This is a genomic window from Kitasatospora sp. NPDC015120 (assembly GCF_043080305.1).
Lineage (GTDB): Bacteria > Actinomycetota > Actinomycetes > Streptomycetales > Streptomycetaceae > Kitasatospora.
The window spans coordinates 748,093-768,506 of record NZ_JBIBVJ010000002.1 but is presented as its reverse complement, the minus strand read 5'-3'; the positions used below and the strand labels follow the sequence as shown (position 1 = coordinate 768,506).

19 protein-coding genes are annotated in these 20,414 nt (G+C 75.6%); 13 read left to right on the top strand and 6 right to left on the bottom strand.

What is annotated here, in order from left to right; translation table 11 throughout:
- The first annotated feature begins 7 nt into the window (after positions 1-7).
- Together ACF1AK_RS08185 and ACF1AK_RS08180 are read left to right on the top strand one after the other, a co-directional pair.
- Positions 8-508 carry an SseB family protein gene (locus ACF1AK_RS08185; RefSeq protein WP_391497907.1) on the top strand — a complete coding sequence of 167 codons (501 nt, stop codon included), beginning with the start codon at positions 8-10 and terminating at the stop codon, positions 506-508.
- A 139-nt stretch (positions 509-647) separates the two neighbouring features.
- A complete protein-coding gene (locus tag ACF1AK_RS08180) occupies positions 648-1,604 on the top strand; it encodes a pirin family protein (protein WP_391497906.1) in 957 nt (318 codons plus the stop codon).
- 325 nt (positions 1,605-1,929) lie between these two features.
- Here ACF1AK_RS08180 and ACF1AK_RS08175 read toward each other — a convergent pair whose 3' ends face one another.
- Positions 1,930-2,526, bottom strand: a complete 597-nt coding sequence (locus ACF1AK_RS08175; RefSeq protein ID WP_391497905.1) for a TIGR03086 family metal-binding protein — start codon at positions 2,524-2,526, stop codon at positions 1,930-1,932.
- Positions 2,523-3,410 carry an alpha/beta fold hydrolase gene (locus tag ACF1AK_RS08170; RefSeq protein ID WP_391497904.1) on the bottom strand — a complete coding sequence of 296 codons (888 nt, stop codon included), beginning with the start codon at positions 3,408-3,410 and terminating at the stop codon, positions 2,523-2,525. Before ACF1AK_RS08170 ends, ACF1AK_RS08175 begins: the two co-directional genes overlap by 4 nt.
- 138 nt (positions 3,411-3,548) lie before the next feature.
- Between ACF1AK_RS08170 and ACF1AK_RS08165 the strand changes: the two genes are divergently transcribed.
- Positions 3,549-4,196 (top strand): TetR/AcrR family transcriptional regulator, encoded by a 648-nt coding sequence (locus ACF1AK_RS08165; RefSeq protein WP_391497903.1) that lies wholly within the window; start codon positions 3,549-3,551, stop codon positions 4,194-4,196.
- A 10-nt stretch (positions 4,197-4,206) separates the two neighbouring features.
- Here the strand turns inward: ACF1AK_RS08165 and ACF1AK_RS08160 are convergent, their stop codons facing one another.
- The 3 genes from ACF1AK_RS08160 to alc all read right to left on the bottom strand — a co-directional run bounded on the left by ACF1AK_RS08160 (position 4,207) and on the right by alc (position 7,021).
- The gene (locus ACF1AK_RS08160; RefSeq protein ID WP_391497902.1) at positions 4,207-5,526 is read right to left on the bottom strand and encodes an amidase; all 1,320 of its coding nucleotides are present in this window, start codon (positions 5,524-5,526) and stop codon (positions 4,207-4,209) included.
- A gap of 58 nt (positions 5,527-5,584) precedes the next feature.
- Complete coding sequence (locus tag ACF1AK_RS08155) at positions 5,585-5,848, bottom strand: hypothetical protein (protein ID WP_391497901.1); 264 nt, start codon at positions 5,846-5,848, stop codon at positions 5,585-5,587.
- 72 nt (positions 5,849-5,920) lie between these two features.
- On the bottom strand, positions 5,921-7,021 hold the full coding sequence (alc, locus tag ACF1AK_RS08150) for an allantoicase (protein WP_391497900.1): 1,101 nt from the start codon (positions 7,019-7,021) through the stop codon (positions 5,921-5,923).
- A gap of 406 nt (positions 7,022-7,427) precedes the next feature.
- Between alc and ACF1AK_RS08145 the strand changes: the two genes are divergently transcribed.
- Together ACF1AK_RS08145 and ACF1AK_RS08140 are read left to right on the top strand one after the other, a co-directional pair.
- Positions 7,428-8,471, top strand: a complete 1,044-nt coding sequence (locus ACF1AK_RS08145) for an LPXTG cell wall anchor domain-containing protein (RefSeq protein WP_391497899.1) — start codon at positions 7,428-7,430, stop codon at positions 8,469-8,471.
- Positions 8,472-8,515: 44 nt separating this feature from the next.
- Entirely contained in the window at positions 8,516-9,667 is a 1,152-nt protein-coding gene (locus tag ACF1AK_RS08140) for an LPXTG cell wall anchor domain-containing protein (RefSeq protein WP_391497898.1), read from the top strand.
- Positions 9,668-10,026: 359 nt separating this feature from the next.
- Here ACF1AK_RS08140 and ACF1AK_RS08135 read toward each other — a convergent pair whose 3' ends face one another.
- The gene (locus ACF1AK_RS08135; protein ID WP_391497897.1) at positions 10,027-10,674 is read right to left on the bottom strand and encodes an ATP-binding protein; all 648 of its coding nucleotides are present in this window, start codon (positions 10,672-10,674) and stop codon (positions 10,027-10,029) included.
- Between the two features lie 228 nt (positions 10,675-10,902).
- Between ACF1AK_RS08135 and ACF1AK_RS08130 the strand changes: the two genes are divergently transcribed.
- From ACF1AK_RS08130 to serS, 8 genes are all read left to right on the top strand, one after another.
- Positions 10,903-11,742, top strand: a complete 840-nt coding sequence (locus ACF1AK_RS08130) for a hypothetical protein (RefSeq protein WP_391497896.1) — start codon at positions 10,903-10,905, stop codon at positions 11,740-11,742.
- Between the two features lie 210 nt (positions 11,743-11,952).
- A complete protein-coding gene (locus ACF1AK_RS08125; RefSeq protein ID WP_391497895.1) occupies positions 11,953-12,717 on the top strand; it encodes a YcnI family protein in 765 nt (254 codons plus the stop codon).
- Positions 12,718-12,821: 104 nt separating this feature from the next.
- Positions 12,822-13,502, top strand: a complete 681-nt coding sequence (locus tag ACF1AK_RS08120) for an SCO family protein (RefSeq protein WP_391497894.1) — start codon at positions 12,822-12,824, stop codon at positions 13,500-13,502.
- On the top strand, positions 13,499-14,011 hold the full coding sequence (locus tag ACF1AK_RS08115; protein ID WP_391497893.1) for a copper chaperone PCu(A)C: 513 nt from the start codon (positions 13,499-13,501) through the stop codon (positions 14,009-14,011). The genes ACF1AK_RS08120 and ACF1AK_RS08115 overlap by 4 nt, the downstream gene beginning before the upstream one ends.
- Before the next feature lie 12 nt (positions 14,012-14,023).
- Entirely contained in the window at positions 14,024-16,120 is a 2,097-nt protein-coding gene (locus ACF1AK_RS08110; protein WP_391497892.1) for a FixH family protein, read from the top strand.
- A gap of 13 nt (positions 16,121-16,133) precedes the next feature.
- Positions 16,134-17,435 carry an iron uptake transporter deferrochelatase/peroxidase subunit gene (gene efeB / locus ACF1AK_RS08105; RefSeq protein WP_391497891.1) on the top strand — a complete coding sequence of 434 codons (1,302 nt, stop codon included), beginning with the start codon at positions 16,134-16,136 and terminating at the stop codon, positions 17,433-17,435.
- Between the two features lie 148 nt (positions 17,436-17,583).
- The gene (pheA, locus tag ACF1AK_RS08100; RefSeq protein WP_391497890.1) at positions 17,584-18,519 is read left to right on the top strand and encodes a prephenate dehydratase; all 936 of its coding nucleotides are present in this window, start codon (positions 17,584-17,586) and stop codon (positions 18,517-18,519) included.
- Between the two features lie 537 nt (positions 18,520-19,056).
- Entirely contained in the window at positions 19,057-20,331 is a 1,275-nt protein-coding gene (serS, locus tag ACF1AK_RS08095) for a serine--tRNA ligase (protein ID WP_391497889.1), read from the top strand.
- The last annotated feature ends 83 nt before the right edge of the window (positions 20,332-20,414 follow it).

Genomic DNA, 20,414 nt, shown 5'->3' with positions numbered 1-20,414 from the left:
TGTCCGTGTGTACGGCTATGACCAGAACGCGTACCCGGGCGATCCCTACCAGCAGGCGGGGCCGCAGCCGGGCATGAACGGCATGCCCGGCCCCGGCCCGTACGGCGAGCAGCCGCCGAACGCACAGCAGTCCCTCTACCCGGAACCCTCGCCGCCGTCCCTGGCGGACGCGGTCCGGGCCTTCACCACCGGCTCGATGGCGGTGGAGGACTTCCAGGCCATCTTCATCACCTCCAAGGTGCACTGCCCGCGCGGCGACCGGCCGGGCTTCCTGGCCCTGCACAACACGCCGACGCCGGTCATCCCGATGTTCAGCTCGCTGAAGGAGCTGCGCCGCTACGCCGGCAAGGACTCCAAGCACTTCACCGTCACCGGTGCCGAGGTCCTCGACCTGCTGCCGACCGGCTACGGCTTCGCGCTGGACATGGAGGGCGAGCACCGGATGGTGTTCGACGCCAAGGCGGTCGAGCAGATGGTCGACTTCACCATGCGCCGGATGTACGGCTGACGGAGGATGGACGGGGGCCCGCCCGGCCCCCCGGCGGCCGTCCCGACCGGATTTGGTTCAAAATTCAACTTGCTTCTTGTTGAGGATTGAACTAATCTCGTGGACACAGGCCAGAGGAGCATCCCCTAAGGAGGCCGACATGCCCGCCGTGACCGTCGACAACCCGCTGACCCTCCCGCGCGTCACCACCCCCGACCCCGCCGTCACGAGCGCCCGGTCCGTACTGCAGGTGGCCACCGCTCCCGAGGGCTTCGAGGGCGAGGGCTTCCCGGTCCGCCGCGCCTTCGCCAAGATCAACACCAAGCACCTCGACCCGTTCATCATGATGGACCAGATGGGCGAGGTGGACTACGCGGCCGGCGAGCCCAAGGGAACCCCCTGGCACCCGCACCGCGGCTTCGAGACCGTCACCTACATCATCGACGGAACGTTCATCCACCAGGACTCGCACGGCGGTGGCGGCACCATCACCGACGGCGACACCCAGTGGATGACCGCCGGCTCGGGCCTGCTGCACATCGAGAGCCCGCCGGAGTCGCTGGTGCGGTCCGGCGGCCTGTTCCACGGCCTCCAGCTGTGGGTGAACCTGCCCGCCTCGGACAAGATGATCGCCCCCAAGTACCAGGACATCCGCGGCGGCAGCGTCAAGCTGCTCAGCACCGAGGACGGCGGCGCCCTGCTGCGCGTCATCGCCGGTGAGGTCGACGGCCACCAGGGCCCCGGCACCACCTTCACCCCGATCACCATGATCCACGCCTCGATCAGCCCCGGCGCCCAGCTCACCCTGCCCTGGCGCCCCGACTTCAACGCCCTCGCCTACGGCCTCGCCGGCAACGGCTCGGCCGGCACCGAGCACCGCCCCTTCCACCGCGGCCAGGCGGTCGTCTTCGGCGACGGCGACTCCCTCACCATCCGCGCCGACGAGAAGCAGGACTCCCGCGACACCAACTTCGAGGTCGTCCTCCTCGGCGGTCTGCCGATCCGCGAGCCGGTCGCCTGGTACGGCCCGTTCGTGATGAACAGCCACCGCGAACTCCAGCAGGCCATGGAGGACTTCCAGGCCGGCCGGCTCGGCACCGTCCCCGCCGACCGGTAACCGCACCACAGCGCCTCCGCCGCCCGGACGCCGCCCCCGCGGCGCTCCGGGCGGCGGAGGCGTTCCGGTGGCAGGGGCGGGGATCCGGCCCTACCGTCGGACCACGGGGGACGTTCCGGCCGAGCGTGAGGAGCGACGGGATGTTCTGGCAGTTCATCGTGGTGACGGCCGCCTCGTTCGGCTTCCCGACCGCCGCGCTGCTCTTCTTCATCGGCGGGCCGCGCTTCCCCGACGAGCGCCGCGACGACCGGTGACCGGTCGGTGCGGGACGGGAGCGGGCCGGCGGGCCGGCTGGCCGGCAAAGGGGCTGCGCGCCGGTCACCGGTCAGCGCGCCGGGAGCGCCCAGGCCGGGTCGCGGCCCAGCAGGGCGAGCGTCCGTTCGAACGGCCCGGCCGGCTCCGCCACCGGCCGTACGGCGGCCGAGGCCCGGCCCCGCGGCCGGTCCGCCGCCGCCGCGAGCAGTGCCGCCACGAGCGGCGGATCCCCCTCCACGGAGGCGATCAGCCGGGCCGGCGAGCCCAGGGCGGCCGCCACGTCCCAGGCGTGCACCAGCGTGTCCAGCAGATGAAGACCGACCGCCCGGTCGAACGGGAGCGGCGCACCGTCGTGGACGTCCGGCAGCCGGAGCGGCGCGCGGTGCGGTGCGGCGGCGGCGAGGGCGGCGGTCAGCCGCGCGGCGGAGTGCCGGAACGCGCCGGCCGGGTCGCCGTGCACCGGGACGCCCCGCCGGAGCGCGGGGTCGGGCCCGGCGCCGGACGCGGCGGCGGCGAGCTCCAGGTGCCGGCCGACCAGGTGCTCCAGCAGCCGCCGCAGCGACCGGCCCGCGCAGGGCGTCGGCAGCACCAACTGCTCCGGCTGCACGGTGTCCACCACCGCGGCGGCCGACTCCAGGGACCGGCCGTGCAGGTCGAGCAGGCTCATGCCGCACCCGGCTCCGCCGCCGTGACCGCCGGCGCCCCGGCGGACAGGAAGCCGATCACGTTGTCGATCACGGTCGGCTCGGTGAGGATCCGCCGGTGGCCCAGCCCCCGGGTGGCCAGCAGTTCCAGCCGGTCCCCGTAGGCGGCCCGCAGCCGGCCGGCCTGGGCGAACGGGACGACGTCGTCGTCCTCGTCGTGCGCCACCAGGATCGGCAGGGTGATCTCCTCGGGACTGCGGGCGGCGTCGAAGTGCGCCCGGACGTCGGCGATCCCGGGGAACATCGCGCCGCCCTCCACCCGGCGCCGCAACTCCCGCTCCACGGTGGCGTTCAGGCCGAGCACGGCGCAGAACCCGGCGGGCAGCCAGGAGATCTCGGCGACCCCGGACACCGCGACCAGCCGCCCGGCCCGCAGCCCTTCGCGCAGTGCCAGGAAGGCCGCGTTGACGCCCAGCGAGTGGGCGAGAACCGCCTCGAAGGCGCCGTACTCCTCCTGCAGCCGCAGCGCGACGGCGCGGTGGTCCAGCACGGTGGCGGTCCGGCCGCCGGAGTCGCCGTGCCCGGGGGCGTCGTAGCCGACGACGGTGAGGCCGAGCCCGCGCAGCCGGGGCACGAAGTCCGCGAAGCGCGAGGCCCGGGACTGCCAGCCGTGCATCAGCAGGACGGGCCGGGCGCCGTCGCCCCAGCGGTGGACGACCACCCGCTCGCCGCGGTGGCGCAGCGTCCGGGTGTCGGCCCGCTCGTGCACCGCGCGCTCGCGGGTGCGGACGCGGCTGCGCCGCAGGGGGTGGCGGTAGAGCTCGTACGCGGCCCGGCCGGCCAGACCGGGGGCGGCCAGCGACGTGGCGTTCAGGGTGGTGCGGATCAGTGCGACGGCCGGGTCCATGCGGGACTCCCTGTCGATGCCGAGGGGCAAGAGCCGGACGGGAGGAGATGTTAGCACGACCGTTCGTTCACTTTTCCGGCCCTCGGCCCGCCCCGCTACCCTGGCGGCACGGACAGCCGGAGGACTGGGGTGAGAGCGGTGGCGGGAGCGACCACGGACGGACGGGTCCTGCGCGGCGAGGAGACCCGCCGGGCGGTCCTGCGCAGGGCCGTCGAGATCGCCTCCGTCGAGGGCCTGGACGCCCTGTCGATCGGCCGGCTCGCCACCGACCTCGGCCTCAGCAAGAGCGGGGTCTTCGCCGGCTTCGGCTCCAAGGAGGAGCTCCAGCTCGCCACCGTCCGGGCGGCCCGGCGGATCTTCTCCGACGCCGTGCTCGGCCCGATCGCCGACGAGCCCCCCGGGCTGCGCAGGCTCCGCCTGCTCTGCGAGTCCTGGCTGGCCTACTCGCGCGCCCGGGTCTTCCCCGGCGGCTGCTTCTTCTACGAGGTCAACGCCGAGTACGACGCCCGCCCCGGCCCGGTGCGCGACGCCCTCGCGGCCAACTGGCGGGAGTGGCACGCCACCGTCCTCGGCCTGGTGACCGGGGCCGTGGACACCGGCGAACTGCGCGCCGACGCCGACCCGGAGGACATCGCCTTCACCCTGATCGCCCTGCTGGAGAACGCCAATCCGCAGGCCCTGCTGTTCGACGAGGACACCCCGTACGAACGCGCCCACCGCGCCGCGCTGCGCCGGCTGCGCTCGGACGCCGTCGACCCGGACACCCCCGCGCTGCGGGCCGGCTGAACCGGCGCGCTCAGGCGGCGTCCAGCACCCGCTCCAGGACCGCCGCCCGGGCCAGCAGCCGTTCGTCCGCCCCGGCCTCGCCGACCAGTTGCAGCCCCAGCGGAAGGCCCTGCTCCGTCACCCCGGCGGGCAGGCTCAGCGCGGGCAGCCCGGCGAAGCTCCACGGCAGCGACATCACGGGGTTGCCGGTGCTGCTCAGCCCGGACGGGGCCGGGCCGGTCGCCGAGGGGGCCAGCAGCACGTCCACCCCGGCCCGCCGGCGCTGCCCGGCGAGCCGCGCGCGGAAGTCCTCGCGGGCCTGCAGCGCCGCCCGGTAGGCGGCCGGGGCGACGGCGCGGCCCTGCCGGATCCCCGCCACCGTCTGCGGCCGGTAGAGGGCCCCGAAGCGGTCGAACCACTCGGCGTGCGAGGCGGCCGTCTCGAACCGGTTGATCGTCTGCAACTGCCGCTCCAGCTCGTCGAAGTCCGACAGCAGGTCGAGATGACGCACCGTCAGGCCCCGGACGGACAGCAGCTCCAGCTGCCGCCGGAAGGCCTGCAGCGCCTCCGGGCTGGCCCGCTCCAGGTAGGGGCCGACCGGGACGCCGAGCACCGGCACGTCGTCGTCCCCGGTGCGCCGGGGCCCGGCCTCCCAGCCGTCGCAGAGCAGCGGGGCGGCCAGCGCGACGCCCGCGAGGTCGGCGGTGAAGACGCCCGGGGTGTCGAGGCTCGGCGCGTTCGGGATCACGCCCGCCACCGGAATCCGCCCGTGCGTCGGCCGGAAGCCCACCACACCGCAGTAGGCGGCCGGGCGGACGACCGAGCCGACCGTCTGGGTACCGACCGCCAGCGGCACCAGCCCGGCCGCGACCGCCGCCGCCGAACCGCTGCTGGAACCGCCCGGGGTGTGGCCCGGGTGGTGCGGATTGCGGGTCGGGCCCGGGGCACCGCCCGCGAACTCGGCGGTCACCGTCTTGCCCGCGACCAGCGCGCCGGCCGCCCGCAGCCGGTCCACCAGGGCGGCCTGCGGACCGGCCAGGACGCCCGGCGGCAGCGCCGAGCCGGCGTGCGTGGGCAGGCCGTCCACGTGCACGATGTCCTTGACCCCGACGGCCACCCCGTACAGCGGCGGCGCCTGCGCCGGATCGGGGTGGCGGGCGGCGAGCGCCCGGGCCTCGGCGTGCAGCCGGTCCGCGCGGCCGGGTTCCGGCACGAAGGCGTGGATCAGCGGGTCCACCTGCTCGATCCGGGCGCAGAGCCGGTCGACGTGGACGGCCAGGGCGGGTACGCCCGCGCGCAGCGCGGCGGCCTCACGGGTCAACGACCGCGGCCGGACCGGGGATTCCTCCATGGCGACCACGGTAGCCCCGGCCACGCGCGAGCCGTCCACCGCATCACCGGTGCGGCGTTCAGCCGCTCGGCCAGGCCGTCTCCCGCTGCTCGCCGGGCGGGCGCGGCCGGTGCTCGTCGGCCAGCCAGGGGGCCTCACGCAGCAGGTAGGCCCCGCAGGTGTGGCAGCAGAGTTCGGGGGTGCGCCCCCAGTCCACCGCCTCCCGGGCGGGCGCCAGCGGGTCCAGCTCCCGGCCGCACATCGCGACGCTCCCGCCGCCGCGGACCATGTGCCACAACCGCACCCCGGCGGACGCGCCGCCGGGCGCGTACTCGGCACGCATCCGGTGCATCATGCCCCCATCGTCCGGCGCTCCGCCGGGCCCGGCAAGCGGGGCCGGGCCCGGCGGAGGCGGTCAGACCAGCCCGCCCCACAGCCGCAGCCGGGCGATCCCGCCGTCCGGGAAGACGTCCAGCCGGACATGGGTGGCCGGGCGCGGCGCGTCGATCACCAGGCGGTGCACGGCGTCCGGCTGCAGCCGGGTGCGCGGCACCAGCTCGAACCACTCCCCGGGGTCCGCGCCCAGCGCGTCCCGGCCGGACAGCGCCGCCCAGCCCGCCGCGTTGCCGACGTAGTAGCCGGTGTCGATCTCCACCGCCCGCACCGCGCCCCGCCCGGCCAGCCGCAGCCGGACCCAGTCGTGGCCCGCGTCGCGGCGCCGGCGGTTCTCCCAGCCGTCCCCCATCGCCCGGGACCGGCCGGGCAGGACGAGGCCGAGCGGGGCGGAGTAGAAGCGGTCCGAGGCGTCCTCGACGGCGCCGCCGTTCTCGGCCGCCGCCAGGTCGAAGGTGCCGAGCGCGGCCAGCCAGCCGGGATCCGGCCGGGCCTCGCCGTGCACCCGGAAGCGCGCGATGCCGCCGTCGGGGTACTGGCTGAGCCGCAGGTGGGTGACCCGGTGGCGGGCGCCGACCGCGAAGCCGTTGGCGGCGTGGCCGCGCACCGGGGAGCGGGGGACCAGCGGGTGCCAGACGGTCTCCGGGGCCAGCAGTTCCTCCGGGCCCGGGGTGCCGGGGAGTTCGGCGCCCTCGACGGCGATCCGCCGCGGGTGGTTGCCCCGGAAGTGCGCGGTGTCGACGACGACGCCGTGCACGACGCCCGGCACGCCCAGCCGGACCAGCGCCCAGTCGTGGTCGCCGTCGGCCGGGTGCGGGTGGCCGGCGTCGGCGCCGCGCCGCCGTCTGGTCTCCCAACCGTCCATGAGCTGGCCCTTGTTGCCGAAGGTGTGCGGGCGGAACTCGGCCGGTCCGGGCAGCAGCAGGTTCTCCCGGTCGGCGAACAGCTCGTCGTTGGCGGCGACGACGGCACCGCCCAGCCGGCGGTCGGCGAGGTCGGTCAGGGCGGTGAACGGGAACGCGGCGGCGCGGTAGTCGGCGTACGGGTCGCCGCCGCGGTACGGCGGGGCGCAGGCATCGGACAACCGGTCAGGAATCGGGCGGGAGTTCGCGTCGGCGGTCATGCTCCCACCCTCGCGCCGGGCCGCCGCTCCGGTCCATCACCGGGACGGGGCGAAGCTCCTCACCCGCCCGGGCCTGTGGCGATGGTTTCCGGCCACCCCCTGCGCAAGGGCCGGCACACCCTTCGACGGGGTGCCGCTTCCGGGACACCGCCGGTGATCGTCCTCGGCCGTCAATTCGCCCCGTTCCCGGTGGATTTCGCCCGAACCGCTGGAGCCGTGCTCGTGCGCCGCCTCCCAGCCGGGCACCGGGCCGCCCCTCGTGCGGCGCCGCCGCAGGGGCGGTGCACAACCGATCGATGGCCGAAAAGAAATATGAGGATCGCGCACAACCGACCGCACCCCTCGCACGTCACCTGAACGTAGTAACCGTCATCAGTCGCCACCATCGAACGCCGGAGCCGTGATCGTGCGCACCTCCCGACTGACCGCCACCGCCGCCCTGCTCGTCCTGACCACCGGGATGGCCGTGGCCGGCACCACCGGCGCCTTCGCCGCGGATCCGACCGCCGGCCCCTCGGCCACCGCGACCGCCGAGCCGACCACGGCCCCGTCCACGGCCTCCGAGCCGACCGCGGCCCCGACCACGGCCCCGACCGCAACCACCGAGCCGACGGCCACCGGCACGCCCGCCCCGACCGCGACCCCCTCCGCCACGGCGACCCTGCCCGAGGGCTGCACGACCCAGCGCGACGTCAGGATGCCGGTGCAGGTCAGCCCGGCGGACTTCCGGATCGTCAAGGACGGCACACCGCAGGAGATCACCGTCTCCTTCCAGAACACCAGCTCGACCACGCTGACGGACTTCCGGCTCACCTACCGGATCGACTCGAACAAGAGCCTCTGGAAGCCCAAGTCCGAGGTGAAGGTCCAGAACGGCGATTGGAAGCCGGCCAACGCGACCACCGACCACGGGTCGGTGACCCTCGGCACCTTCCAGGTCAAGCCGAACGAGACGATCGTCACGACGATCCGGCTCACCGTCGACTACTCGCCGTGGCAGGAGTTCTCCCTCGACCTCAACGGCGCCTCCGAGGTGCTGCCGTACGGAGTGGGCCCGGAGAACGTCAAGTACACCTGCAACCGGCTGGTCGGCTCGTACTCGTCCACCATCAAGGCCGTCGACAAGCCCACCGCCTCGCCCTCGGCCAGCACCGCGCCGAGCTCCACCGCGACCAAGGCGCCGACGGCCACCGCCACCGCGAGCACCACCGCGAGCGCGAGCACCACCGCCACCGCCTCCGCCTCCGCGAGCACCTCGCCCTCGCCGACCGCCACCCAGCCGGCCGGCACCACCGGCGGTTCCAACGGCACCGGCGCGAACGGCGCCCACCTCGCCAGCACCGGTGCGAACGGCTCCACCGTGCCGCTCGCCATCACCGGCGGCGTCGCCGTCCTGCTCGGTGCCGGCGCGCTGCTGATCGCCCGCCGCCGCAAGGCCGCCCGCGGCTGACCCACCACCCCCGGACCAGATCCTCCGAAACAGGAGCACCTCCCTTGAGCTCTTCCCGACTCCTGGCCGCCGCCACGCTGGTCGCGCTCTCGCTGGGCGCGACGGCCGGCGCGGCCACCGCCGGAACGGTCACCGTCCCGGCCTCCCCGACGGCCGCGTCGAGCGAGGCCGCGACGGCGGAACCGACCGCCACCGCGGAACCGACCCCGGCCTCCACGGCCGAGCCGACGGCGACCGTGGAACCGACCGCCACTGCGACCGCGACGGCCGAGCCCACCGCCGAGCCCACCGCCACCGCCGAGCCGACGCCGACCGCGACGGCCGAGCCCACCGCGACGGCCACGCCGACGGCCACCGCCACGCCGACCGGCCTCCCCACCGTGCCCGCCGAGTGCACGCCGCAGCGTGACCTCGCCCTGCCCCTCTACGCGTACCCGGGCACGACGACCACCGTCGTCCGGGGCGGCTCGGCGCAGGACATCTTCGTCACCGTCAACAACTCCGGCAGCATCCCGGTGAAGGACTACCGGATCACCCTGCTGATCCAGGGCCCCCAGGGTTCCGTCCCGCTCAAGACCCTGGTGCAGACGCAGGCCGGCCCCTTCAAGCCGGTGGAGCAGAACGCGGGCGGCGAGCCGCTGTCCATCGGCTCCTTCCCGATCCCCCCGAACGAGCACTTCACCGTCGGCCTGCGGATCTCCGCCGACGCGGCGTCCGCCCTCGGGGACTACTCGATCTCCGTCAAGGGCGCCTCGGAGGCGCTCCCGCCCGGCTCGCGCCCCGGCGAGGAGACCTGCCACCGGATGACGGCCTCCTACACGGGCAAGCTCACCGTCTCCGCCACGGCCCCGACCGCCACCCCGTCGGCGAGCGGATCGCCGACGGCCACGCCGTCGGCCACCGGGACGCCCGACGCGAGCGCGAGCCCGTCCGCCTCGGCCCCGGCCTCGGCCTCGCCGAGCGCCACCCACCCGGCCGGCACCACCGGCGGCGGGACCACGGGCACCGGCACCACCACCACCACCGGCACCGGCACCGGCACCGGCGGCTCGACCGGGATCCTCCCGACCTCGGCCCGCCTCGCCGAGACCGGCACGGGCTCCACCGCACCGATCGCCCTCAGCGGCGCCGCCGCGCTCGCCCTCGGTGCCGGATCCGTCGTCACCGCCCGCCGCCGCAAGGCCGCCCGCGACTGATCCACTCCGTCCCGCCCGCGCGCACACCCGCCCGGGCGGGACGCCCCATCCCCCGGCGCGTCCGCCTGCCACCGCGGATCCCGGCAGCTCGCCCCCCGGACACCGCGCTCCCGCCGCCCGCCGGCGCCACGAGGCCCGGCGCAACAACGCATCGTCCCACCATCCCCGGATCCCAACACCGGCAGCTCACCCCACCGCGACCACCCCCGCGCCCCGGCCGGAACGCCCCGCTCCCGCCGACGCCACGACGCCCGCCGCACCAGCGCGTCCGCCTGCCACCCACGGATCCCGGCACCCCCACCCCGGCACCGGCAGCTCACCCCCACCCGGACACCGCCCTCCCGCCGCGCCCGCCGGCGCTACGAGGCCCGGCGCAACAACGCGTCGTCCTGCCACTTGAGGATCTTGTCGAAGCTGACGATCGCCCCCCGCAGCGGGTGGTTGCGGAGCTGGACGTGGTCGGTGAGGGCGTGGATGAGGAAGAGGCCGCGGCCGGATTCGGCGGTGAGGTCCGGGAGCGTGTCGAGGTCCAGCGGCCGGAGGAAGGAGAGCGGCGCCGGATCGGCGGCCGGGGGCAGGACGTGGGTGTCGTACGGGCGGCCGTCGCGGGGCGGGCGGTGCGGGGTGAGCGGCGGTGCGGGGACGGTGGCGCGTCCGCGCCGGGGGCGGGGCTGCGCCCGCCCGGCCGGGCGGGCGGGCGGGGGCGGGGCGGGGGCCGGGCCGTCGGCGGCCGGGGTGGCGGGGCAGGGCAGGCCGGGGCCCGAGTCGGTCACCTCGATCCGCAGCAGGTCACCGCTGATCGACGCGGTGACCTGGTAGCCGTCGTCGGGCCGGGTGCCCGCGCCGTGCTCGACGGCGTTGGCGCAGGCCTCGCTGAGGGCGACGCCGAGGTCCTGGGCGATCTGCGGGTCGACGCCCGCGGTCGCCATCGCGCCCAGCAGTATGCGGCGGGCCAGCGGCACGCTGGCCGGGTCGCGCTTGAGGTGCAGAGTCCACCAGATGTCCACGGGAGGTCCCTCCTGGCTGCGGCTCCACATATAACGAGGTATCTCCGAACGGTGCGCAGGTGAACCGTGCCGGGGGTCCGCTACCGCCCGTTCGGCGGATGGACGGGGGGACGGGCATGTGCCGGGCGGCGCGCCGGCGCAGTGGTGCGCGGGGCCGATCGGGGCATTCGTAGGGATTTCCCACCCTGCCGATCCGGCAGGGGTGGGCGATGAGATGATGGCCCGGCCATGACTGCCCCAGCCGCCGCCCCGCACCCGGGCGCCCCCGCACCGGACGCGCCGGTGGGGGCCGCCGCCTGGGACCTGCGGCTTGCCCGGGCGGTCCCGTTCGCCCTGGTGTGCACGCTGATCGCGGCCGCCGGGCACGCCCTGGCGGGCGGCGGGGACCCCGCGCTCCCCGCGCTCGCGACCGGCTTCGCCGCCGTCCTGGTGCTCGCCGCCGCCTTCGGCGGGCGGGAGCGCTCGCTCGGCGCGATCGCCGGGGCGCTGGCGGCGGGCCAGTTCGGGCTGCACTGCCTCTTCCACTCCTTCGGCGGCCACGCGGCCGCCGGCGCGGCCGGTGCGCACCACGGCGGTCCGGCGGGCTCCGGCCCGCTGACCCTGCCGCAGGTGGCGGGCCGGCTGATCTGCAACGAGGCCCGGCCCGGCACCCTGGCCGGTCTGCCCGGCAGCCCGACCGCCGAGCAGCTGGTGGCCGGCGCGGGGCTGGATCCGCAGGCCTACGCGACCGCGCCGTGGTGGCAGGGCGGGGTGCTCGGGATGACCCCGGCGATGCTGGCGGCCCACCTGGCCGCGGCCCTGCTGGCCGGCTGGTGGCTGCGACGCGGCGAGGCGGCGCTCTGGCGGCTGGTGCGGATCGCCGCGTCGGCCGCGCGGGCCGGCGCGGCCGAGCCGCTGCGCACCGCGTGCGCCCTGGCCGCGGTGCTGCTGCGCGGTCTGTTCGGCCTGCCCGCCGGCCCGGTCCGCCGGTCCGCCGGCCCGGGCGTGGACGATCCGCTGCCGGCCGGTGCCGCGCTGCGGCACAGCGTGGTGCGGCGCGGTCCGCCGCTCGGGGCCCTCGCGTACTGACCCGCGCCCCCGGTGCCCCCCGGTGCCCCCCACCGGTTCCGGCCCGACGGCGGACGGGTGTACGCGGCAGCCGTGCCGTACCCGCCCACTCGTGCGGTCCTGCGGCCTCCCCCACCTCGCCCCCCGCCGCACGGCCCCGCCGCGGCACGGGTCCTCCCGTGCCCGGGAGCGGGCCTGCCCGCCGAGCCTCCGAACGGAGCCACGAACCCCATGCGTTCCCTTTCCCCCCGCCGCACCGCCACCGTCGCCCTCGCCGCAGCCGCCGCCGTGGTGGCCCTGGCCGGCCCCGCCTCCGCGCACGTCACCGTGAACCCGGGCAGCGCCGACCAGGGCGGCTACACCGCCGTCGACTTCCGCGTCCCGAACGAGAACGACGCCGCCGGCACCGTGAAGCTGGAGGTCAACCTCCCGCTCGACCACCCGCTGGCGTCGGTCCGTACCCAGCCGCTGCCGGGCTGGACCGTCACCGTCGAGAAGGCCAAGCTGGACAAGCCGCTCAAGGTGCACGGCAACGACGTCAACGAGGCCGTCTCCAAGATCACCTGGACCGCCGACGCCGGGGTGAAGATCGCCCCCGGCCAGTTCCAGGAGTTCCGCGTCTCGCTCGGCCCGCTGCCGGCCGACGCCGACTCCCTGGTCTTCAAGACGCTGCAGAGCTACGAGAACGGCGACGTCGTCCGCTGGATCGACGAGGCCAAGGACGGCCAGCCGGAGCCGGCCAAGCCCGCCCCGGTGCTCAAGCTGACCAAGGCCCCCGCCGGGGAGTCCTCCGGGACGACCGCCACCGCCTCCCCCTCGGCCGCCGCCGACGGCCACGGCCACGGCGGCGCGACCCCCGAGGCCGCCCCGGCCGACGACAAGGCCAGTGACTCCACCGCCCGGGTGCTCGGCGTCGTCGGCATCGTGGTCGGCGTGATCGGCACCGCCGTCGGTGTCCTCGGCCTGCGCCGCCGCAGCGGCGGCTCGGCCTCCTGACCCCAGCACCGGCGGGGCCGCGCCCGGCACCCTCCACGGGCCGCGCGCCCGTGTCCCGGCCGCGGCCCCGCCGGTGATCCACCGCACACGATCGGACCTCTCCCATGCCCCGCACCTCCCGCACCGCCCGTCCCGCCCGGCTGGCCGGCGCCGCCGCCGTCGCCCTGGCCGCCGCGCTCGCCCTGACCGCCTGCGGCTCCGACGGCGGCGGTTCCGCCTCCCCCGCCAAGGTCGTCCAGCAGAAGTCCGACTCGCCCTACGAGGGCACCGTGCTCGGCAAGAACTTCGAGAAGCCGGACCTCCAGCTGACCGACACCTCCGGCCGGCCGTACGACCTGCGGCAGAAGACCGCCGGCCGGACCACCCTGCTGTTCTTCGGCTACACCAGCTGCCCGGACGTCTGCCCGACCACCATGGGCGACATCGGCGTGGCGATGAAGAAGCTCTCCCCGGAGGAGCGGCAGAAGGTCGACGTCGTCTTCGTCTCCACCGACCCGCAGCGCGACACCCCGCAGGTGCTGCGCACCTGGCTGGACTCGATGGGCAGCGACTTCATAGGCCTGACCGGGGACCTGGAGAAGGTGAAGGCCGCCGCCAAGGCGCTCGGCATCCTGATCGAGGACCCGGTGATCAACGCGGACGGCACCGTCACCTCCACCCACGGCGCCCAGGTGCTGGCCTTCCTGCCCTCCGACGACAAGGCCCACGTGCTCTACCTGAGCGGTACCGAGGTGAAGACCTTCGAGCACGACCTGCCGCTGCTCGCCCGGGGGGTCGCCGCGTGAAGGGCTCCCTCGGATTCCGCCGGACGGCACTCGCGGGGGCGGCGCTGGCGACGGCACTGGGCGGCGGAGCCTTCCTGGTCGCCTGCGGGGCCGGCGGCCAGGACGACGGCGCGGGCGCGGGCGCGGCCGCGAGCGGCGCGGCCCGGCTGAGCGTCGCCGACTCCTACATCCCGCTGCCGCCGGCCGGCGGCATGGCGGCCGGCTACCTCACGGTGCGCAACGACGGCGGCCAGGGCGACGCACTGGTCAAGGTCTCCAGCCCCGGCGCCTCCTCGGTCACCATGCACCGCTCCACGGCGAGCTCCATGGAGCAGGTCGACACGCTGGACGTCCCCGCGCACGGCGCGTTGCAGCTCGCCCGCGGCGGCGCCCATCTGATGATCATGGGGTGGCAGAAGGCCCCCGCCCTCGGCGACGAGCTGGAGCTCGACCTGACCTTCGCCCGGACCGGCACCATCTCGGTCAAGGTGCCGGTCAAGGAGCTCACCTACCGCCCCGGCCAGCAGTAAGGGACCCGCACGATGCTGAACGCACCGGGACTGATGGGACGGCGCGCCGTCGGGCTGCTCGGCGTGCTCGGCGCCGTCGTCGCACTGCTGCTCGGCGGCGCCGGACCGGCCGCCGCGCACGCCACCCTGCAGTCCACCGACCCCGCGCAGAACGCCGTCCTGCCCGCCGCTCCGCAGTCGGTCACGCTGACCTTCAGCGAGGCCGTCTCGCTCTCCTCGGACTCGGTGCGGGTGCTCGACCCGTCCGGCAGGGCCGTGGACGCGGGCAACCCGGCGCACGCCGACGGCCGGGCCGACACCGCCCGGGTGGGGCTCGGCAGCGGACTCGCCGACGGCACCTACACCGTCGCCTGGCGGGCCGTCTCCGACGACTCGCACCCGATCGGCGGGGCGTTCACCTTCTCCATCGGCGCGCCCTCGGCCACCACCGTCTCCACCACCGCGCTGCAGAGCGCCGAGGCGGACGGCCTGGTCGCCGCGCTCTACGGCACCGGCCGGGCGGTCGCGTACGGGGGGTTCGCGCTGCTCGCCGGCGCGGCCGGCTTCGTCCTGCTCTGCTGGCCGGCCGGGGCGGCCCGGCGCCCGGTGCAGCGGCTGCTGATGAGCGGCTGGGTGGCGCTGCTGGTGTCCACCGTCGCGGTGCTGATGCTGCGCGGCCCGTACGAGCGGGGCTGGGGGATCGGCAAGGCGTTCGACCTGTCGCTGGTGCGCACCACGCTGGACGAGCGGATCGGCACCGCGCTGGCCGCCCGGCTGCTGCTGCTCGCGGCCGGCGGGGTGTTCCTGTCGCTGCTGGTCGGCCAGCTCGGGCAGCCGGCCGGCCGGGCCGCCGGGACCGGCGGCCCGGCCGGAAGCGGGACCGCAGCGGCGCAGGAGGACGGCGACCGCGAGGAGGCCGAGCTGCGGGAGCTGGAGCGGCGCGCCGCCGAACGCCCGCAGCGCGACGCCCGGCTGGGCCTCGGGGTGGCCGGGCTGGTGCTGGCCGTCGCGCTCTCGGCGACCTGGGCCGGCGCCGATCACGCCTCGGTGGGCATCCAGGTCTGGCTGGCGCTGCCGCTCGGCATGCTCCACCTGGTCGCCATGGCGCTCTGGCTGGGCGGCCTGGCGGCCCTGCTGGTCGGGTTGCGCGAGGGGATCGGCGCGGAGGCCGCCGGCCGCTTCTCCACGATCGCCTTCGGCGCCGTCGTGGTGCTGGCCGGCACCGGCCTCTACCAGTCCTGGCGCGGCGTCGGCAGCTGGGACGCGCTGACCGGCACCGACTACGGGCGGCTGCTGCTGGTGAAGACCGGCTGCGTGATCGCCATGCTGGGCGCGGCCCGGATGTCCCGCGGCTGGCTGGCCCGGCTGCGCGCCACCCCCCAGGAGGCGGCCGAGGTCGTCCCGGCGGCGCTCGCCGTCGCGGCCGGCGGGTCCGTCACCGCGGACGGCCGCACGGCCCGCGGCGAGAGCCGGGAGAGCGGCAGGAGCGGCGACGCGGGCGGCGCGGACTCCGACGACCCGGTCCGCCGGGCCCAGCTGGCCCGGCAGCGGGCCGCCCGGGAGAACGCCGACCGGGACCGCGGACTCACCCCCGCCCGCGCCGGGCTGCGCCGCTCGGTGCTGGTCGAGGCGGCCGTCGCGGTGGCCGTCCTGGTCGCCACCACGCTGCTCACCAACGCCCCGCCCGGGCGGGTGGCCGGCGAGGTCGAGGCCGGGGCCGCGAACGGCACCGCCCCGACGGCCGGCGCCGTCGGCGGCGCCTCGGCCCCGCAGACGGTGCCGGGCCGGACGCTGGAGCTCAAGCTCCCCTACGACACCAAGGGCCGCACGCCGAACGCCAAGGGCACCGCCACGGTCACCCTCAACCCGGCGGGCACCGGGTCCAACGAGGTGCACCTGGCGCTGGACGGCGCGGACGGGCAGCCGGTCGAGGTGCCGGAGGTGGAGCTCGCCTTCACGCTGCCGGACCGCGACCTCGGCCCGCTCACCGTCCCGCTGACCCCCGAGGGCACCGGGCGCTGGACGGGCACGGCGCAGCTGCCGCTGAGCGGGAACTGGGTCGTGTCGGTGCTGGTCAGATCCTCCGACATCGACCAGACCACGGAGATCAAGCAGCTGAAGATCGGATAGGCGGAGCATCCTCATGGAGACCAGCACCGACAGCGCCACCGGGCACGACAGCACCACCGGCACCACCGGCGGGAGCACCGCTTCCGGCTTCACCCGCCGGGCCCTGCTGGGCACCGCCGGGGCCGGCCTGGTGGTCGGCGCGGGCGCCGGCGCCGCCGCGGCCCTGGCCGCGGACCGGCCCGGCCCGCACCGCCCGCCGGTCCCGGCCGGCGGCCTCGGGCCCGCCCGGGTGGAGTTCCACGGCGAGCACCAGGGCGGCATCCTCGAACCCCAGCAGGCCCGGGTCCAGCTGGCCGCCTTCGACCTGGCCGGCGGAGCCGGCCGGGACGGCCTGCGCGCCCTGCTCCGGCGCTGGTCGCGGACGGCCGCCCGGATGGCCGCGGGCGAGCCCGCCGACGAGTTCGAGAACCAGGTCGCCCTGGACGCCGGCCCCTGCTCGCTCACCGTCACCTTCGGCTTCGGCGCGGGCCTGTTCGAGAAGACCGGCCTGACCGGCGAGCGCCCGGCCGGGCTGGAGCCGCTGCCCGCGTTCCCGGCCGACGCGCTCGACCCGGCGCGGGGGGACGGCGACCTGTTCGTGCAGATCGGCGCCGACGACGCGCTGGTGGCCGTGCACGCCCTGCGGGTGCTGCAGCGCCAGGCGGCCGGAACGGCGGCGCTGCGCTGGCAGATGTCCGGCTTCGCCCGGACGCCCGGCGCCACCGCCGCCCCGATGACCGGGCGCAACCTGATGGGCCAGATCGACGGCACCAACAACCCCCGGCCCGGTGAGGAGGGCTTCGCCGCCAAGGTGTTCGTCGCCGCCGGGGGGGAGCAGCCGGCCTGGCTGGCGGGGGGCTCGTTCCTGGTGTTCCGGCGGATCCGGATGCTGCTGGACAGCTGGGAGGCGCTGCCGGTGGACCGCCAGGAGCGGGTGATCGGGCGGCGCAAGTCGGACGGCGCCCCGCTCGGCGCCCCCGACGGCGCGGGCGAGCGGACCCCGGTGGACCTCGCCGCCCAGGGGCCGGACGGTTCGCTGGCCGTTCCGTCGGACGCGCACATCCGGGTCGCGGCGCCGGCCGCCAACGGCGGGGCGGCCATGCTGCGGCGCGGGTTCTCGTACCACGACGGGCTGCTGGCCGACGGTTCTCCGGACGCCGGGCTGCTCTTCCTCGCCTTCCAGGCCGACCCGCGCAGGGGGTTCACCCCCGTGCAGCGCAAGCTCGCCCGGGGCGACGGGCTCTCCCGCTTCCTGCGGCACGAGGCGAGCGGTGTGTACGCCGTCCCGCCGGGCGCGCCGCAGGACGGGTACGTCGGGCAGAGCCTGCTCGGCTGACCCGCCGGGCGGCCCCGGCGTCCACCACGCGTACCGTCCGCTCCCACGGAGCGGACGCGATCACGGGAGGCGGCCGGAGTGGTTAAGGTGACTCCTTCCGGCGTTCCGCCGTTCTCTTCCCGCAGGTCCCGTTCCCCTTGGAGGCGTCATGTCGGCAACCCGCTACACGTACCTCGGGCCGGCGGGCACCTTTACCGAGGCGGCCCTGCGCACCCTGCCGGAGGCGGCGACCCGGGAGCTGGTCCCGATGTCCTCGGTGCAGCTGGTGCTGGACGCGGTGCGCGGCGGCGAGGCGTCCGGCGCGTTCGTGCCGATCGAGAACTCGGTCGAGGGCGCCGTCACGGCGACCAACGACGAGCTGGCGGCCGGCGCGCCGCTGATGATCTACCGCGAGGTGCTGCTGCCGATCACCTTCGCGCTGCTGGTGCGGCCGGGCACGACGCTGGCCGACGTGAAGACCGTGACCAGCCACCCGGTGGCCCAGGCGCAGGTCCGCCGCTGGCTGGCCGCCCACCTGCCGGACGCGCACTGGGAGTCCGCCGCCTCGAACGCCGACGGCGCCCGGCTGGTGGCCGAGGGCCGGTACGACGGCGCGTTCGCGGGCGAGTTCGCGGCGCCGATCTACGGGCTCGACCCGCTGGTCAAGGACATCGTGGACGCGCAGAGCGCGACCACCCGGTTCGTGCTGGTCGGGCGGCCCGGGCGGGTCTCCTCGCCGACCGGGGCGGACAAGACCTCGATGGTGGTCTGGCTGCCGGACGACCACCCGGGTGCGCTGCTGGAGCTGCTCCAGGAGTTCGCGGTGCGGGGGGTCAACCTGATGCGGATCGAGTCCCGGCCGACCGGCGAGGGGCTGGGCAACTACTGCTTCCTCATCGACTGCGAGGGGCACCTCAGCGACCGCCGGGTGGCGGAGGCGATGATGGGCCTCAAGCGGATCTGTCCGCAGGTGCGGTTCCTCGGCTCCTATCCGCGCGCGGACCAGCAGGCCTCGCGGCAGCCGCGGCCCGGTACCTCGGACGCGGATTTCACCGCGGCCTCGGACTGGCTCTCGCGCTGCCTCGACGGCCGCGGGGACATCTGAGCCGCCCGGCATCCGGGCACCCGTCCCGGCACCGCGGCACCCCGGACATCCGGGCGCCATTCACCGGCCATCCGTCCTTTTCGAACCGTTTTCCACCCCACCGGGCGGCCGTCCACAGGGCGGCCGCCCCGGTGCGGGGCTTGTCCACAGGGGCGGTCACTGTCCACAGGCCCGAGTTATCCACAGGCTTGGGGACGAGTCGACAAACCGGTATAGCCACTGCACGTTTCGGTCGGATCATCGGTTTGCGTCGCAGAGATGACTAATCGGACCAGAGTCACCCGGGTGCCAGCAAATCACCCGTCCGAGTGCTTCAATTCGCTCACCCGGGAAGGTCAATTCAGGTTTGAAACTTGAATTCCTCGGTTCGGTCCGTTGTCCACCGCGGCCGCCGCACGATCCACAGGCCGGGGCCCCAGCCTGTGGATAACTGGCCCCCGGGCCGTTGTCCACCAGGGTTATCCACAGGCTGGGGAGAGTTATCCCCAGGGAAAACCGGTACCGGTGGACAGGCCGCCGCCCGGTAGGCTTGGGCGCGTGATTGACCTTCGCCTGCTCCGTGAGGACCCTGACCGAGTGCGCGCCTCGCAGCGCGTCCGTGGCGAGGACGTCGACCTGGTCGACGCCCTCCTCTCCGCCGACGAGCGCCGCCGGTCCTCGGGCACCCGCTTCGACGAGCTGCGCAACGAGCAGAAGTCGCTCGGCAAGCTCGTCGCCAAGGCCCAGGGCGAGGAGAAGGCCGCCCTGCTCCAGCGCACCAAGGAGCTGGCCGCCGAGGTCAAGGCCGCCGACGCCGAGCAGACCGGGGCCAAGGAGGAGGCCGAGCGCCTGCTGCGCTCGCTGGCGAACCTCATCGACCCGGCCGCCCCGGTCGGCGGCGAGGAGGACTTCGTCACCCTGGAGGAGATCGGCACCCCGCGCGACTTCGCCGCCGAGGGCTTCGAGCCCCGCGACCACGTCGAGCTGGGCCAGCTGCTGGGCGCGATCGACACCGAGCGCGGCGCCAAGGTCGCCGGTGCCCGGTCGTACTACCTGACCGGTGTGGGCGCGCTGCTGGAGCTCGCCCTGGTCAACATGGCGATCGCCCAGGCCACCGCCGCCGGCTTCATCCCCATGATCACCCCGGCGCTGGTGCGCCCCGCCGCCATGGACGGCACCGGCTTCCTCGGCCAGGCCGCCGAGAACGTGTACTTCCTGGAGGGCGACGACCGCTACCTGGTCGGCACCAGCGAGGTCCCGCTCGCGGCGTACCACATGGACGAGATCCTGGACGCCGAGAAGCTGCCGCTGCGCTACGCCGGCTACTCGTCCTGCTTCCGCCGCGAGGCCGGCACCTACGGCAAGGACACCCGCGGCATCATCCGCGTCCACCAGTTCGAGAAGGTGGAGATGTTCGTCTACACCACGCCCGAGGACGCCGAGAACGAGCACCGCCGCCTGCTCCAGTGGGAGAAGGACTTCCTCAACGCCCTCGAACTGCCCTACCGGGTGATCGACGTCGCCTCCGGCGACCTCGGCGCCTCGGCCGCGCGCAAGTTCGACATCGAGGCCTGGATCCCCACCCAGGGCAAGTACCGCGAGGTCACCTCGACCTCCAACACCACCGAGTACCAGTCGCGCCGCCTCGCCATCCGGATGCGCGAGGAGGGCAAGGTCCGCCCGCTGGCCACGCTGAACGGCACCCTGGTCGCCGTCCCGCGCACCATCGTGGCGATCCTGGAGAACCACCAGCAGGCCGACGGCTCGGTCGTCGTCCCCGAGGCGCTCCGCCCCTACCTCGGCGGCCGCACCGTCCTGACGCCGGTCCCGTAGCACCGGCACCGGCCGGTTCCGGCACCGGAACCGGCCGGCACCGCGGCGACGCGGACGCAGCAACGAAGCAACTCCCGGGAGAC

Coding starts and splice junctions, on each gene's coding strand:
- ACF1AK_RS08180 (WP_391497906.1), top strand. CDS start 648: ATGCCCGCCGTGACCGTCGACAACCCGCTGACCCTCCCGCGCGTCACC.
- ACF1AK_RS08175 (WP_391497905.1), bottom strand. CDS start 2,526: ATGAGCCTGCTCGACCTGCACGGCCGGTCCCTGGAGTCGGCCGCCGCG.
- ACF1AK_RS08170 (WP_391497904.1), bottom strand. CDS start 3,410: ATGGACCCGGCCGTCGCACTGATCCGCACCACCCTGAACGCCACGTCG.
- ACF1AK_RS08160 (WP_391497902.1), bottom strand. CDS start 5,526: ATGGAGGAATCCCCGGTCCGGCCGCGGTCGTTGACCCGTGAGGCCGCC.
- ACF1AK_RS08155 (WP_391497901.1), bottom strand. CDS start 5,848: ATGCGTGCCGAGTACGCGCCCGGCGGCGCGTCCGCCGGGGTGCGGTTG.
- alc (WP_391497900.1), bottom strand. CDS start 7,021: ATGACCGCCGACGCGAACTCCCGCCCGATTCCTGACCGGTTGTCCGAT.
- ACF1AK_RS08130 (WP_391497896.1), top strand. CDS start 10,903: ATGACTGCCCCAGCCGCCGCCCCGCACCCGGGCGCCCCCGCACCGGAC.
- ACF1AK_RS08125 (WP_391497895.1), top strand. CDS start 11,953: ATGCGTTCCCTTTCCCCCCGCCGCACCGCCACCGTCGCCCTCGCCGCA.
- ACF1AK_RS08120 (WP_391497894.1), top strand. CDS start 12,822: ATGCCCCGCACCTCCCGCACCGCCCGTCCCGCCCGGCTGGCCGGCGCC.
- ACF1AK_RS08110 (WP_391497892.1), top strand. CDS start 14,024: ATGCTGAACGCACCGGGACTGATGGGACGGCGCGCCGTCGGGCTGCTC.
- efeB (WP_391497891.1), top strand. CDS start 16,134: ATGGAGACCAGCACCGACAGCGCCACCGGGCACGACAGCACCACCGGC.
- pheA (WP_391497890.1), top strand. CDS start 17,584: ATGTCGGCAACCCGCTACACGTACCTCGGGCCGGCGGGCACCTTTACC.